Origin of the sequence: Curtobacterium sp. S6, assembly GCF_000710345.2 — a bacterium.
Classification (GTDB): Bacteria; Actinomycetota; Actinomycetes; order Actinomycetales; family Micrococcaceae; genus Rothia.
Genome location: NZ_JHEL01000015.1, coordinates 268286 through 281818, shown reverse-complemented (window position 1 = coordinate 281818; position 13533 = coordinate 268286). Strand labels below are relative to the sequence as shown.

Below are 13533 nucleotides of genomic sequence, written 5' to 3'. Positions count from 1 at the left end.
TCTCGCGCGTACGAGTGGGCTCAGCCCCGAGGCCGAAGGTCCCGGCCATCGTAGATCTTTCGGGGAGGAGACGTCCGGGGTGGTAGTCCGATGGCCTCGGACATCGCGGTCAGCACCTCGTCTTGACGAGGCAGATCCTCCGACAGATCACGTCCCGTGAACATTTTGATCTGGTCGATCGCCTGATACAACAACATTTCACGTCCCGAGACCGCAACCGCCCCGTGTCGTCCCAGAGATACCGCGAGCTCTGACGGCCACGGCTCGTAGGAGACGTCCAAGAGCGCGAGGCCACTCAGGTCGCCGTCGATGCGTTCGGCCTGGTCGTCGAAGGCATGGGCCGGCAGCGTCGAGACCACGACGTCGAATTCACCCATGCGAGTCGGGGACTCGTTCAGGGGCGACAGCTCGAGGCGGGTACCGAGCCGTTCGGCAATCTGGACCACCCGGCCCGCTCGCTCGGGGTCGCGGACAAAAGCGGTCACCTCCGACGCTCCGAGGATATGGAGGGCCGCCGCCGCGGCCGTGGCCGTCCCTCCCCCGCCGATGATCGCCGCACGGGGAGAAGCCGGCATGTCCGGATGCGCGAAGGACAGCGCGTTGACGATTCCCGAGACATCGGTGTTGTGCCCCACGACCTCGCGCCGATCGCCGGGACCCAGAGGCGCGAGGGTATTGATCACACCGACCAGGGACGCGAAGTCCGTCAGCCGGTCGGCGGCACCACGAGCCACCGACTTCAGCGGCATGGTCACGGAGAATCCGGACCAGCCGGGATCGGTCAGCGCTGGGCCAACCGCCTCGCGGAATTCCGCTTCCTGGATGTCCGCGGAGGTGTAGGCGATGTCTTCGTGCAGGACGCGATACGCCGCGCGATGCATGACCGGCGAGAGGCTGTGCCCCACCGGATGACCAAGCACCGCGGCCCAGGGCCCCGCGGGAGGGTCGATTAGGAGCATTTGCCCTCGTGCTCCGAGCACCACTGATCGTATTGGGCCACGTTTTTCTGATGCTCTTCGTAGGTCTTGGCGAATTTGGTTTCGCCGGTATCCAGATTCACGGTGACCCAGTAGTAGTAGTCGTTGTGCTCGGGCTTCGCGGCCGCCTTGATGGCGTCGGCCGCGGGCGAACCGATCGGTCCCACCGGCAACCCCTTATTCGCAAAGGTGTTGTACCCGTTCGACGCGTCCTGCTTCTGTTCGTCGGTGATCTGGTAGGTCTTCTTGCCCAGCCCATACGCGACGGTGGCATCAGACTGCAGGAACCCTTGGGTTTCTCCGTCGGGGTTATCGACGCGGTTGTCGATGGCACCGGCGACCGACTTGTAGTCCTGGGGCGTGGCCTCGAACTCGAGGATCGAGGCGACCGTGACCGTGTGGAAGATGTCGTCGTCACCGCTGACGCCGGCATCCTTGAGGTCCTTCTTGGTCTTGTCGACCATCTCCTGGATGACGTCCTTGGCCGACGCGTCGGATTTGAAACGGTATTCGCCCGGATGCAGGAAACCTTCCAGAGAGGTGAACTTGCTCGGTATGCCGAATTGTCCGGGGTCCTGGTCCAGGGCCTTGAATTTGTCGACGCTGATGCCGGTCCCCTTGGACAGGGCATCGAAGGCCTCATCCTTCCGAAGATTCTGGTTGATCGCCACGTAGTGCTTGGCGCTGCCCGATCCCGTCAACGATTTCATGGCCGATTCGGAGCTCATGTGCTCCTGGAGCTCGAAGGTGCCCGGCTGAATGTACTTGCCGTTGGCCTTTTCTTCCATCGTCGAGACGAACTTCTGCGAATTGGCGATGACGCCCTTCTGCTCGAGCTGCTGGCCGATCGTGGCGTTGGTGTCGCCCTGCCCGACCTCGACGCTCACGCTCTTACCGTTGCCGTCGCCGTGGTAATCCTTGGCCTCGAACAGGCCCATGCGCGGGCCCACGATCGCGAGCGTGGTCACGAGGCCAATCACGAAGATGATGGTCGCGGAGACCAACGCTTGACGACGCCGCGCCTCACGCCGGCGAGCCTGCGCGGGAGTCAGGTTTTCCTGCTCGATCCGCAGGCCTTGGATTCCGGCGCGCTTTTCGGCGTCTGTCGGGGAGAAAAGCCCGTGGAAGGACTCGTTGTCATCACCCGAAGACTCGCCACGGTTCGTTCGTGAAGAATCCTCGCTCACGAAGGTGCTCCATTCTGTTCGGTGTCATCGGGTAACGGCTCGCACTCGACGCCGCGTGGCTCCGGGTTAATACAATATCCCGCGACAGACCGATCCGCTTTCAGCGCGTCGAGCGACTGCTGAAGAATATTGACCGCGGCCATCTGGTCAACCATGGTTTTGAAGTCTCGCGACGAGACGCCGGCCTCGTGCAGGGACCGTTGCGCCGAGACCGTCGTGAGACGCTCGTCGACCAACCACACCGGAATTTCGGGCCTGCCCTCGTCGGCAAGCTCGGCGACGAGGCCTTCCGCGTATTCCTCCGCCATCCGGGTGGAAGGGCTCGAACCTCCGCGCATGGTGCGCGGGTGGCCGACAAATACCTCGGTCACCTCGTGAACGTCGATCAACTTGCGCAGGACGCGCCGATCGGAATTGGTGTTCACGTTTCTCTTCAGGGTCTTCAACGGTGTGGCCAAGATCCCATCGGGGTCGCTGAGGGCCAGGCCGACGCGGGCATTGCCCACGTCGACCCCCATTCGTACACCCCTCGTGAACACGATACGGACTACTTGCTCGCGGCGATGTGGTGCTTGACGGCCTCGAAGGCCTCGCCGATCTTCGAGGCGTCCTGGCCGCCGCCCTGCGCGAGGTCGTCCTTGCCGCCACCGCCGCCGCCGAGAACACCGGCGGCGGTGCGCACGAGGACACCGGCCTTGACGCCCAGGTCACGGGCGGCCTGGTTGGTCGCGACGACGACCACGGGGCGCTCGTTGTTGACCCCGGAGACGATCACGGTCGCGGCCTCTTCACCGAGGCGATGCCGCAGGTCCGTGGCCAGGTTCCGGACATCGTCTCCGGCGAGCTGGCCGGCATCGTGGGCAAGAACCCGGACGCCACCCAACAGCTCCGCCTTCTCGACGAGGCGCCCGGCCTCGGCCTGGAGCTTCTCCTTGCGGAGCTTCTCCAGTTCCTTCTCCGCCTGCTTGAGGCGCCCCAGGGTCGAGGACACCTTTTCGGGCAGGTCCGCCGAATTCTGGACCTTGAGCAGGTCCGTGAGTTGCTGAACCAGGGTTCGCTCCGCGGCCAGGTGGTTGAAGGAGTCCAACCCCACCAGGGCCTCGACGCGTCGGTTACCCGAGCCGACCGACTGCTCCGACAGCAGGGACAACGAACCGATCTCGGCCGAACTGGACACGTGGGTGCCGCCGCACAGCTCGCGGGAGAAGTCGCCGTTCATCTCGACCACACGCACGACGTCGCCGTACTTCTCGCCGAAGAGCCCGATGGCGCCCATGGCCTTGGCCTCGTCCAGCGGCATCTCGCGGGTCACGACCTCGTAGTTATCGCGGATCGCCGTATTGGACAGACCCTCGACCTCTTCCCGCGCGCCGTCGGAGAGCGCATCGGTCCAGGCGAAGTCGAACCGCAGGTAGCCCTCCTTGTTGAAGGAACCGCGCTGAACGGCCTCTGGACCCAGCACGCGTCGCAACGCGGCGTGCACGATGTGCGTGCCGGAGTGCGCCTTCTCGGCATCCTTGCGGCGCTGGACGTCGACCTGGGCCACGGCGTCCGCGCCCGCCACAACCTGGCCTTCGGTCACCTCACCCTTGTGGACGCTGAGGCCCCTGACGGGCTGCTGAACGTCGTGAATCCGGATCGAGAAGCCGTTTCCGGTGATCATGCCCGTGTCCGCGGCCTGTCCGCCGGCCTCCGCGTAGAACGGAGTCTCGTCCAGGACAATCTCCACGGTCTCCCCCTGCGAAGCGGCCGGAACGGAAACGCCGTTCTGAAGGATTGCCCGGATCGGGCTCTCCCCGCGCAGCTGCGTGTAACCGGTAAAGACCGAGCCGCGTTCGTCCACGAGCTCTCGGAATGCGCTGAGGTCGGTGTGGGACCCCTTCTTGGCCTTGGCGTCGGCCTGGGCGCGGTGACGCTGTTCTTCCATCAGCGAGCGGAAGGCTTGCTCGTCGACCGCGACCCCGGCCTCGGAGGCCATCTCGAGGGTCAGGTCGATGGGGAATCCGTACGTGTCGTGCAGGGCGAAAGCCTCTTCGCCCGTGACGGAAGCGCCGGAGGACTTGGCGTGAGTGACAGCCTCGTTGAGCCGGGTCGTCCCCGACTCAATCGTGTGAAGGAATGCTCGCTCTTCGGCGTAGGCGATCCGAGAGATGCGGTCGAAGTCGGTGCCGACTTCCGGGTAGGCCCCCTGCATCGCGTCCTTGGACACCGGCAGAAGGACCGGCAGGCAGGGCTCGGTGACTCCCAGCAGACGCATGGCCCGGATGGCGCGGCGCAGAAGACGACGCAGAATATAGCCGCGTCCCTCATTGGACGGGCTCACGCCGTCGGCGATGAGCATCAACGACGAGCGGATGTGGTCGGCGACCACGCGCAGGCGCACGTCGTCCTCGTAGCCCTCATCCGCCGAGGATTCCGAGCCGAAGTACTTTTTGCCGGACAGCTCTGCCGCGGCGTCGAGCACGGGGCGAACCTGATCCGTCTCGTAGAAGTTTTCGACGCCCTGCAACAGCATGGCCAGACGCTCCAGCCCCAGGCCGGTATCGATGTTCTTCTTAGGCAGCTCGCCGAGGATCTCGAAGTCGTCCTTGCCGATGCCCTCGCCACGCTGGAACTGCATGAACACGAGGTTCCAGATCTCGATGTAGCGGTCCTCGTCGGCGGCGGGGCCACCATCGCGGCCGTAGGCGGGGCCACGGTCGTAGAAGATTTCGGAATCCGGGCCGGCGGGACCGGGCTGGCCGGTGGACCAGTAGTTCTCCTTCATGTTCATGCGCTGAACACGTTCCTCGGGGAAGCCCACCTCCCTCGTCCAGATGTCGAAGGCTTCCTGATCGCCCTCGTAGACCGTGACCCACAGGCGCTCGGGGTCCAGTCCAAATCCACCCTCGGACTGGGGCGTGGTCAACAGCGTGTAGGCGAAAGGAATCGCCTGGTCCTTGAAGTAATCACCGAAAGAGAAGTTGCCGGCCATTTGGAAGAACGTGCCGTGGCGCGCCGTCTTTCCGACCTCGTCGATATCCAGCGTACGAATGCACTTCTGCACCGAGGTCGCGCGGTTATAGGGAGCCGTCTCACGGCCGAGGAAGTACGGGATGAACGGCACCATGCCCGCGATCGTGAACATCGCGCCGGGTTCGTTGGAGACCAGGGATGCGGACGGGACCACGGTGTGCCCACGTTCGGCAAAGAATTCGATCCAACGCTTCTTGATTTCCTGAGAGAGCATTTCGGCTATATGTCCTTCGTCCTGGGTGTCTTTCGTGACGACAAAAATGTGCTGAGGTCCGGCGAGTGGCCGGGGCTACTCCTGCGGGCGGTGCGCGTCCTGCCCCGTGAAGAATTCCGGGGGAAGATCCGCGTCGCGCTGAGACCGCGCCGACGCTCGCCCGTCGATGACCTCGGGCTGGGTTTGATCGGAGGCCGAGACCGCGTTGTGCGAGGGCCGCGGTGGGACCGAGGCGTCCTCGTGATCCCACGTGTCGAGCGATCCGGGGCGGATATCGGTCTTCTGCCGGGCGTACTGACGATTGAGCTGTTCTTCACGCTCGGTCATGCCCTGTTTGACGGTTGCGGCAAACTTGACCGCGCGGAGGGCGCCTCGACGCACCGGCGCCATGGCCGTGGAAGAGAAGAACTTCTCGACCGATCCGCGACCGTTCTCACGCTTGTCGACCTGCATCGGATCCCTCACGACTAGTTCCTGGGCGGCGTGGATGACGTCGCCCCCGCGTTTCGAGGCCAGATAGCCCGCGGCGGCACCGGCTACCAGGAGTCCTGCTTTGGACCAGAAACTCATCGATCGCCCCCTGCCGAGCCCGTGGTGTCACCCGGGGTGCCCCGACCGGCGTCGTCGTTGCGGTCGCCGGGGGCATCTTCCGAGCGGAAGGCCTTGCGGACGCCGTAGGAAAAGGCGGCCATCTTGATCAGAGGCTGGCCCACCGTCGATGCGACCAGGCTCGAGAGCGCGGAAACGTTGGCGGAGGCGTCCGAGACGTTATCGGTGATCCCTTCGACCTTGGCGAGCTGGGAATTAGTGGTGGTCACGGTGCGGGTGACCTCGTCGATCAGGGGGCCGGTGCCCTCGTTGATCTGACGCACCGCGATGCGCACCTCGTCGAAGACCTTGCCCAGTTTGATGATGGGCACCGCGAGCAGGGCCACCAAGATGGCGAACACCCCTGCGGCGATCAGGCCGGCAATTGCTCCGCCCGTCATATATGCACCCGTCTCCTTTGTTGTCCTCTGTGGCCGGCGACAGACACATAACGCATCACCGGAACGTGTGACAGTTTACGGCATCACCACCGTTAAGTACGTGATGGCCCGGGCTCATGCCCGGGCCATCACATCGAGGCCGAAAGAGTTACGCCATGCGGGCGTAGTACTCGACCACGAGCTGTTCCTCGCAGGTCACGGGGATTTCGCTGCGCTTGGGGGCGCGCTCCAGCTTGGCGTGGAGCTTGTCGATCTCGACATTCAAGTACCCCGGAGTGTCCGGCAGGACGTCCTGGTTGGCGCCAGTGGCGGCAACCTGGAACGGGTCCATCTTTTCCGAACGCGGGTGAACGTGAATGAGCTGACCGGGCTTCACCTGGAAGGACGGACGGTCGACGCGGACGCCATCCACCATGATGTGGCGGTGAACGACCATCTGACGGGCCTGGGAGATCGTGCGAGCGAAGCCCGAACGAAGCACCAGGGCGTCCAGACGCGACTCGAGCAGCTCGACCAGCTTTTCACCGGTCTGCCCCTCGACGCGCTTGGCCTCGGCGTAGGCGCGACGCATCTGAGCCTCGCGAATGTTGTACTGGGCCCGCAGACGCTGCTTCTCGCGCAGACGGACGGCGTAGTCCGAGTCGGCCTTCTTGCGGGCACGGCCGTGCTGGCCGGGGCCGTACGGACGACGCTCGAAGTACTTCTCGGCCTTCGGAGTCAGCGGGATTCCGAGGGCACGGGACTTGCGCACCAAGTTACGGGCGCGCTTGCTCTTAGTGGTAGCAGCCACAATTTACCTTTCATGCGGTTGACCGAATTCCGCGGAGGTCCTCGGTCATTGTTCTGGTGTAACTGGCCTCCAGAATTCCGCGCACGTTTCGCGCGGTGGAGAGCTCGGGTCAGCCGCAACCCTTGCTACAACTACCCCGGTGATCACCGTTCGGTGCGTTTTGGGGAGCTTGCCAGCCAACGATCCATCCTACCTCACGCCGTCTCCGCCAACCAGGGGCCACTCCGTTCGCGTACGTCACAACCGCGGGTGCGAGAACCGCAGATAGCCCCTGGCACATCACATGATTTCGAAATGCGGGTTAACCATCGGCTTGAGCACCCCTGAAAAACCGCTGGACATTTCGTAAACCATTTTCAATTGGCAACTCTTCAAGGATCCATTCGGCGCCGTGTAATGCAAAAGCATTGGGAGATGAACGGTGGCCCCTTGCCAGTCTTTTTTGGCGGACCATTTTGAATTTTCCCACTGAATGGTCACCGAGAAAATAAACCCGACTCGAGCGCCTCCGCCCTGGTCGGATCCCAGGGTGGCGACACCGCTGTACGCGGTGCCGTCGCGCAGGAACAGCTGCGCCGTGGGCAAGCCGCGGTGCGCCGTGCGGTTGTGCAACTTCCAGTTGACGAGACCGCGATTGAAACATGGCGACCGCGTCCCGAAGTTCATGGTCGTCGACGCCAGAAGCAATCTGCCGCCGGCGGACATGACCCGCTTGCCCCCGATGACCTCCCAGGCATCGGCGATCCTCCTATCGCACACGCCGGCGTTGAGATCCACGTCCGGCGGGCAAATGCTCGAGGCCGTGGCCGCGCGCACGGGTGCCGCGGCGACCATGGTCGGCAAGGACCAGGCCGCCCCCTTAGCCAGGGTTCGTCGAGAAAACTGAGTGTCCATTATTCCCCCAAGTCAGAACGGAGCGTGAGCAATGCTCCGTTAATTCACTACGTAACCACCGACAGATAACCCATGACAATGAAATGCCAATGGTCGGCGATCACACACATGGTATCCGATTTCTCCTCAAAATTTGAAGTGGACACGTGAGAAGTGTGGAACGAGATAGTGATCCATAAATGGCTCGTCAGTCGAGAATTCCTCGACACCGATCCACGTCGACGGTCCAGGGGCTCATCCGTCGGCGCGTCGCAGGATCCGCCGGATAATTCCCAGCCGTTGCCGCAAGCCCCGTTCTGCCCCGTACTGCGTGGGGCGGTAGTACTCGCGATGCGCGAGCTCCGCGGGGGCGTACTGTTGCGCCGCGACGGCGTTCTCGACGTCGTGGGGGTAGATGTACCCCTTGCCGTGCCCGTGTTCCGCGGCCCCAGGGTAGTGGGCATCGCGCACGTGAGCAGGGACGGCCCCGGCCTTCCCCGCCCGCACGTCCGCGATCGCCTGGTCGATCGCGGTGACCACGGCGTTGGACTTCGGGGCGGTGGCCAAGTGAATCACGGCCTGGGCGAGGTTGATGCGCGCTTCCGGCATGCCGATGAGCTGAACCGCGTGCGCGGCCGCCACGGCCGACTGTAGCGCCGTGGGATCGGCCATGCCGACATCTTCGCTCGCGTGCACCACGATCCGGCGCGCGATGAAACGAGGGTCCTCCCCCGCCTCGATCATCCGGGCCAGGTAGTGCAGCGCCGCGTCGACATCGGACCCGCGGATGGACTTGATGAAGGCCGAGATGATGTCGTAGTGCTGATCGCCCTGCCGGTCGTACCGCAGGGCGGCCCGGTCCAGCGCCTCCTCGGTGTGCTTCTCGGTGATGTCGATGGGACCCTCGGCGCCGTCCGACTCGCCATAGGCCACCGCGGCGGCGGCTTCCAGGGCGGTCAGGGCGCGCCGCGCATCGCCGCCGCACAGCTCGACCAGGTGCGTGCGGGCGGTCTCGCCTAGGGTCACCTTCCCCTGCAGACCGCGTTCGTCGGTCACCGCCCGGTCCAGCAGGCTACCGATGTCCGCCGCGTCCAAGCTGTGCAGGGTCACCAGGATCGACCGCGAGAGCAACGGGGAGATGACGGAAAAGGATGGATTTTCCGTCGTGGCCGCGACGAGCACGACCCACCGATTCTCGACGCCCGGCAGGAGGGCATCTTGCTGGGCCTTCGTAAAACGGTGGATTTCGTCCAGGAAAAGCACGGTGGTCACGCCACGCAGGTCGCGGTCGTTCAGCGCTTGGTCCATGACCGCGCGGACGTCTTTGACCCCCGCGGTCACCGCCGAGAGCTCCACAAATTTTCGGGAGGAACCGCGCGCGATGACGTGCGCGATGGTGGTCTTGCCGGTGCCGGGCGGGCCCCAAAGGATGACGGAGGAGGGGCCCGCCGGCCCGGCGTCCTCCCCGGCCAAGACCCGCAACGGCGAGCCCGGCTTCAGGGCGTGCTGCTGCCCGACGATCTCGTCCACGGTGCGCGGTCGCATGCGCACGGCCAGCGGGCTGGCCGGACCGCGCCGACCGGTGGCGGCACCGTCCGCACCGTCGTCGTCGGGTGCGTCGAAGAGAGATTGGGTCACCTGCTCAGCCTATCCGGCCCGGAACCGAGCCTCACAACAAATCCGCGGAGTCCAGGATCAGCGTCACCGGACCGTCGTTGACCAATTCGACACTCATGTCCGCGCCGAAGCGACCCGTTTCGACCGTGGCCCCCAACTCGCGGAGCCGGTCGACGTAGCGGTCATATACCGGTTCGGACACCTGAGACGGAGCGGCCCCGGCCCAGGATGGCCTGCGGCCCTTTTTGGCGTCGCCGTACAGCGTGAACTGGCTGACCGCCAGGATGGGCGCGCCGGCCTCCAGGCAGGATTTCTCGTCCTCCAGGATTCTCAGGTTGCAGGTTTTGTCGGCGAGCTTCTGAATCTCCGGATCGCCGTCCTGATGCGTCACGCCCACGAGGGCGAGCAATCCGGGCCGCTCGATGTGCCCGACGATCTCTCGGTCCACCGTAACGCTGGCTCGAAGGACTCTCTGTAAAACGATGCGCATCGGTCCATCGTAGCGGCCCCGCCCACGGCTCTTTAACCCTCGAAACCCCGGCCGGGGCCGGGGTTTCGAGGATCGGAAACGCGAGAGTCTACTTCTCCGGGCCCTTCGGCTCGGGCTTGGCGTCCACTCCGGTCTCCTTGCGTTGCTGATCCGTGATCGGCGCCGGGGCGGCGGTCAGCGGGTCGTAGCCGTTACCCGTCTTGGGGAAGGCGATGACCTCACGGATCGAGTCGGTGCCGGCGAGCAGGGCCATCATGCGATCCCACCCAAAGGCGATTCCGCCGTGAGGCGGCGCGCCGTACTTGAAGGCTTCCAGGAGGAACCCGAACTTCTCCTGGGCTTCTTCCTCGCTGATGCCCATGACGCCAAAGACTCGCTCCTGCACGTCCCGGCGGTGGATACGGATCGAGCCGCCGCCGATCTCGTTGCCGTTGCACACGATGTCGTAGGCATAGGCCAGCGCGGACCCGGGGTCCTCGTCGAAGGTGTCCATAAATTCGGGCTTCGGCGAGGTGAAGGCGTGGTGGACCGCGGTCCACGCCGAGTTCCCCAGGGCGACGTCGCCGGAGTCGACGGCGTCTTGAGCCGACTCAAACATCGGCGCATCAACGATCCAGACGAAGGCCCACTCGTCGTCCTTGATCAGCCCGGTGCGATGCCCGATTTCCACGCGGGCCGCACCCAGCAGCGCGCGAGAGGTTTTGGCCTCGCCCGCCGCGAAGAAGATGCAGTCGCCCGGCTGCGCGCCGACCTCGGCCGCGATGCCCTCGCGCTCCGCCTCGGTGATGTTCTTCGCCACGGGCCCCGTCAGGGTGCCGTCTTCCTGAACCAAGACGTAGGCGAGTCCCTTGGCGCCGCGTTGCTTGGCCCATTCCTGCCACGCGTCGAGCGTGCGGCGCGGCTGCGACGCGCCGCCGGGCATCACCACGGCACCGACGTACGGCGCCTTGAACACGCGGAAGGTCGTGTCCTTGAAGTAGTCGGTCAATTCGGTCAGCTCGAGGCCAAAACGGAGATCCGGCTTATCGGAGCCGTACTTCTCCATGGCCTCCCAGTAGGTCATGCGCCGGATCGGGCGCGGGACCTGGACGTCGATCAAGCCCCACAGGGTCTCGACCACTCGCTCACCGAGCTCGATGATGTCGTCCTGCTCCACGAAGGAGGCTTCGATGTCCAGCTGGGTGAACTCGGGCTGGCGATCCGCACGGAAATCTTCGTCCCGATAGCAGCGGGCGATCTGGAAGTACTTCTCGATGCCGCCGACCTGAAGGAGCTGCTTGAACAGCTGAGGCGACTGCGGCAGGGCGTACCAGGATCCCGGGGCCAGGCGCGCGGGAATCACGAAGTCACGGGCGCCCTCGGGGGTGGACCGCGTCATGGTGGGGGTTTCGACCTCAAGGAACTCGTCGCCGTGCAACAACTCGCGCACGGCTCGGCTGGCGTCGGAGCGAAGCCGCATGGCCGCGGCGGGCGCCGGACGGCGCAGGTCAAGATACCGGTGGCGCAACCGGGCTTCCTCGCCGACCTCGACGTGTTCGTCGATCTGGAAGGGCAACGGAGCGGACGTGTTGAGCACCTCGACGCCCTGGACCTCCACCTCGATCTGGCCCGTCACGAGGTTGGGGTTATCGTTGCCGTCGGGACGGCGCGTGACCTTGCCGGTGACCTGGAGGACGTACTCGTTGCGCAAGGCATCGAAGTCCGCCTCATCATGGAATACGCACTGGGTCACGCCCTGACGATCGCGCAGATCGACGAAGGCGACGCCGCCGTGGTCGCGACGGCGGGCAACCCACCCGGCCAGGGTGACGGTTTCTCCGATGTTCTCGGCGGTGAGCTCACCGAGGGTATGGGTGCGTAACACTCACGGTCCTTTCGACGTGGTCGGCGGGTTGTCCGCCGGGATGTGTGATGCCGAGTCTACCGATCGCGATGTTGACCGCGGACAGCGTGCGACTCGCTGGGCTGGTGGTTAGTTCGCGTCCTCGCGTGCGAGGACGCGCGGGGAGAGGTCCTCTTCTGGGGGCATCCACGAGGTGGGATCGGCGGGGACCTGCTCTCCCGAGCGAATATCCTTGACCTCGTGGACGAGGTCTCCGGCCTCGTCGGTCGAGAGGAACCACACAAAGGGAATCCCCCGCCGGTCGGCGTACTTAATCTGTTTGCCGAATTTGGCTGCGCTGGCGGAGACCTCGCAGGATACGCCACGGCGACGCAGCTGGTCCGCGACGTCCTGGGCCTGGGACCAGGCCTCGTCGTTGGTCAGGGCGATCAGCACCGCGGAGGGGACCTTACGGGTCACGCTGGCCAGGTTCTGGGAGAGCATCCTGGCCACGAGCCGGGTCACTCCAATGGAAAGGCCGACCCCCGGATAGGTCTTCTTGCCGCTGCTGGCGAGCGACTCGTACCGCCCGCCCGAGCAGATGGACCCGAGCTTCTCGTGGCCGACCAGGAACGTCTCGTAGACCGTCCCGGTGTAGTAGTCGAGCCCTCGGGCAATCGAGAGATCGACGATCACGGTGCCCGGCGCCCTCTTGGACGCCTCGGCCATGACCTCGGACAACTCCCGCAGACCTTGTTCCAAGAGTTCGTCTTCGACGCCGAAGGCCCGGACCTTGTCCACGAAATCCATGCTCTCGCTCTTGACCGACGCGAGTTCCAAGGCGGCCTGGGCCTGACGATCCGTGGCCCCGACCTCCTCGCGCAGGATGGTTGCAACCGCCTCGGGACCGATCTTTTCCAATTTATCGATGGCCCGCAGAACGCCGGCGGTGTCGCTCAGGCCGATGCCCCGGTAGAAGCCCTCCGAAAGCTTGCGGTTGTTGAGCCTCAGCTTGAAATCCGGGATGGGAAGCTGGGACAGCCCCTCGACGACGATCAGGGCAAGCTCGACGTCATAGCGGAACGGAAGAGTCTCCTCCCCGACCACGTCGATATCCGCCTGCGTGAATTCTCGCGCGCGGCCTTCCTGGGGGCGTTCTCCCCGCCACGACTTTTGAATCTGATACCTCATGAACGGGAAATTCAGGTATCCGGCGTTTTCCACGACGTAGCGCGCGAACGGCACGGTGAGGTCGAAGTGTAGCGCGAGCTTTTCCCCGGAGGAGGTACCAGGATCTTCCTGCAACCGCGAGACCGCGTAGACCTCTTTGTCGATCTCGCCCTTCTGGAGAAGCTGATCCACGGTTTCGACCGAACGGGTTTCTATCGAGGAAAATCCATGCAGCTCGAAGGTCCGGCGCAAAACGTCCAGTACGTGGTTTTCCACGACCCTTTCTTCGGGTAGCAATTCGGAAAAGCCTGACAGGGACGCTTTTCGGGCCATGAATCTCTCCTCGGTTTGCCGCACTGGACCTGCTGTGTCGAGCGCATATTCGCCCT

12 protein-coding genes are annotated in these 13533 nt (G+C 64.6%); all 12 read right to left on the bottom strand.

Going from position 1 to position 13533, the window contains the following annotated elements:
* Positions 1 to 20 precede the first annotated feature (20 nt).
* Positions 21 to 959, bottom strand: a complete 939-nt coding sequence (locus CURSPS6_RS03505; protein WP_030014172.1) for a shikimate dehydrogenase family protein — start codon at positions 957 to 959, stop codon at positions 21 to 23.
* On the bottom strand, positions 950 to 2164 hold the full coding sequence (gene mltG, locus CURSPS6_RS03500; protein WP_030014171.1) for an endolytic transglycosylase MltG: 1215 nt from the start codon (positions 2162 to 2164) through the stop codon (positions 950 to 952). Before mltG ends, CURSPS6_RS03505 begins: the two co-directional genes overlap by 10 nt.
* Positions 2161 to 2682 (bottom strand): Holliday junction resolvase RuvX, encoded by a 522-nt coding sequence (gene ruvX / locus CURSPS6_RS03495; RefSeq protein ID WP_051687590.1) that lies wholly within the window; start codon positions 2680 to 2682, stop codon positions 2161 to 2163. Before ruvX ends, mltG begins: the two co-directional genes overlap by 4 nt.
* A gap of 29 nt (positions 2683 to 2711) precedes the next feature.
* Positions 2712 to 5393 (bottom strand): alanine--tRNA ligase, encoded by a 2682-nt coding sequence (gene alaS / locus CURSPS6_RS03490; protein ID WP_030014169.1) that lies wholly within the window; start codon positions 5391 to 5393, stop codon positions 2712 to 2714.
* Between the two features lie 75 nt (positions 5394 to 5468).
* The gene (locus CURSPS6_RS03485) at positions 5469 to 5963 is read right to left on the bottom strand and encodes a hypothetical protein (RefSeq protein WP_051687589.1); all 495 of its coding nucleotides are present in this window, start codon (positions 5961 to 5963) and stop codon (positions 5469 to 5471) included.
* A complete protein-coding gene (locus CURSPS6_RS03480; protein WP_030014166.1) occupies positions 5960 to 6382 on the bottom strand; it encodes a DUF948 domain-containing protein in 423 nt (140 codons plus the stop codon). The genes CURSPS6_RS03485 and CURSPS6_RS03480 overlap by 4 nt, the downstream gene beginning before the upstream one ends.
* Positions 6383 to 6530: 148 nt before the next feature.
* On the bottom strand, positions 6531 to 7172 hold the full coding sequence (rpsD, locus tag CURSPS6_RS03475) for a 30S ribosomal protein S4 (RefSeq protein WP_035810157.1): 642 nt from the start codon (positions 7170 to 7172) through the stop codon (positions 6531 to 6533).
* Between the two features lie 279 nt (positions 7173 to 7451).
* On the bottom strand, positions 7452 to 7949 hold the full coding sequence (locus CURSPS6_RS03470; protein WP_152978047.1) for a hypothetical protein: 498 nt from the start codon (positions 7947 to 7949) through the stop codon (positions 7452 to 7454).
* A gap of 351 nt (positions 7950 to 8300) precedes the next feature.
* Positions 8301 to 9683, bottom strand: a complete 1383-nt coding sequence (locus CURSPS6_RS03465) for a replication-associated recombination protein A (protein WP_035810155.1) — start codon at positions 9681 to 9683, stop codon at positions 8301 to 8303.
* A gap of 31 nt (positions 9684 to 9714) precedes the next feature.
* On the bottom strand, positions 9715 to 10152 hold the full coding sequence (dtd, locus tag CURSPS6_RS03460; RefSeq protein ID WP_030014161.1) for a D-aminoacyl-tRNA deacylase: 438 nt from the start codon (positions 10150 to 10152) through the stop codon (positions 9715 to 9717).
* An 88-nt stretch (positions 10153 to 10240) separates the two neighbouring features.
* A complete protein-coding gene (gene aspS, locus CURSPS6_RS03455; protein WP_030014160.1) occupies positions 10241 to 12016 on the bottom strand; it encodes an aspartate--tRNA ligase in 1776 nt (591 codons plus the stop codon).
* 108 nt (positions 12017 to 12124) lie between these two features.
* A complete protein-coding gene (gene hisS / locus CURSPS6_RS03450) occupies positions 12125 to 13477 on the bottom strand; it encodes a histidine--tRNA ligase (RefSeq protein ID WP_030014158.1) in 1353 nt (450 codons plus the stop codon).
* Positions 13478 to 13533: the final 56 nt, after the last annotated feature.

Excerpts from the sequence above, each read along its gene's own strand:
- hisS (WP_030014158.1), bottom strand. The coding sequence starts at position 13,477 with ATGGCCCGAAAAGCGTCCCTGTCAGGCTTTTCCGAATTGCTACCCGAA.
- CURSPS6_RS03485 (WP_051687589.1), bottom strand. The coding sequence starts at position 5,963 with ATGAGTTTCTGGTCCAAAGCAGGACTCCTGGTAGCCGGTGCCGCCGCG.
- CURSPS6_RS03480 (WP_030014166.1), bottom strand. The coding sequence starts at position 6,382 with ATGACGGGCGGAGCAATTGCCGGCCTGATCGCCGCAGGGGTGTTCGCC.
- CURSPS6_RS03505 (WP_030014172.1), bottom strand. The coding sequence starts at position 959 with ATGCTCCTAATCGACCCTCCCGCGGGGCCCTGGGCCGCGGTGCTTGGT.
- ruvX (WP_051687590.1), bottom strand. The coding sequence starts at position 2,682 with ATGGGGGTCGACGTGGGCAATGCCCGCGTCGGCCTGGCCCTCAGCGAC.
- dtd (WP_030014161.1), bottom strand. The coding sequence starts at position 10,152 with ATGCGCATCGTTTTACAGAGAGTCCTTCGAGCCAGCGTTACGGTGGAC.
- alaS (WP_030014169.1), bottom strand. The coding sequence starts at position 5,393 with ATGCTCTCTCAGGAAATCAAGAAGCGTTGGATCGAATTCTTTGCCGAA.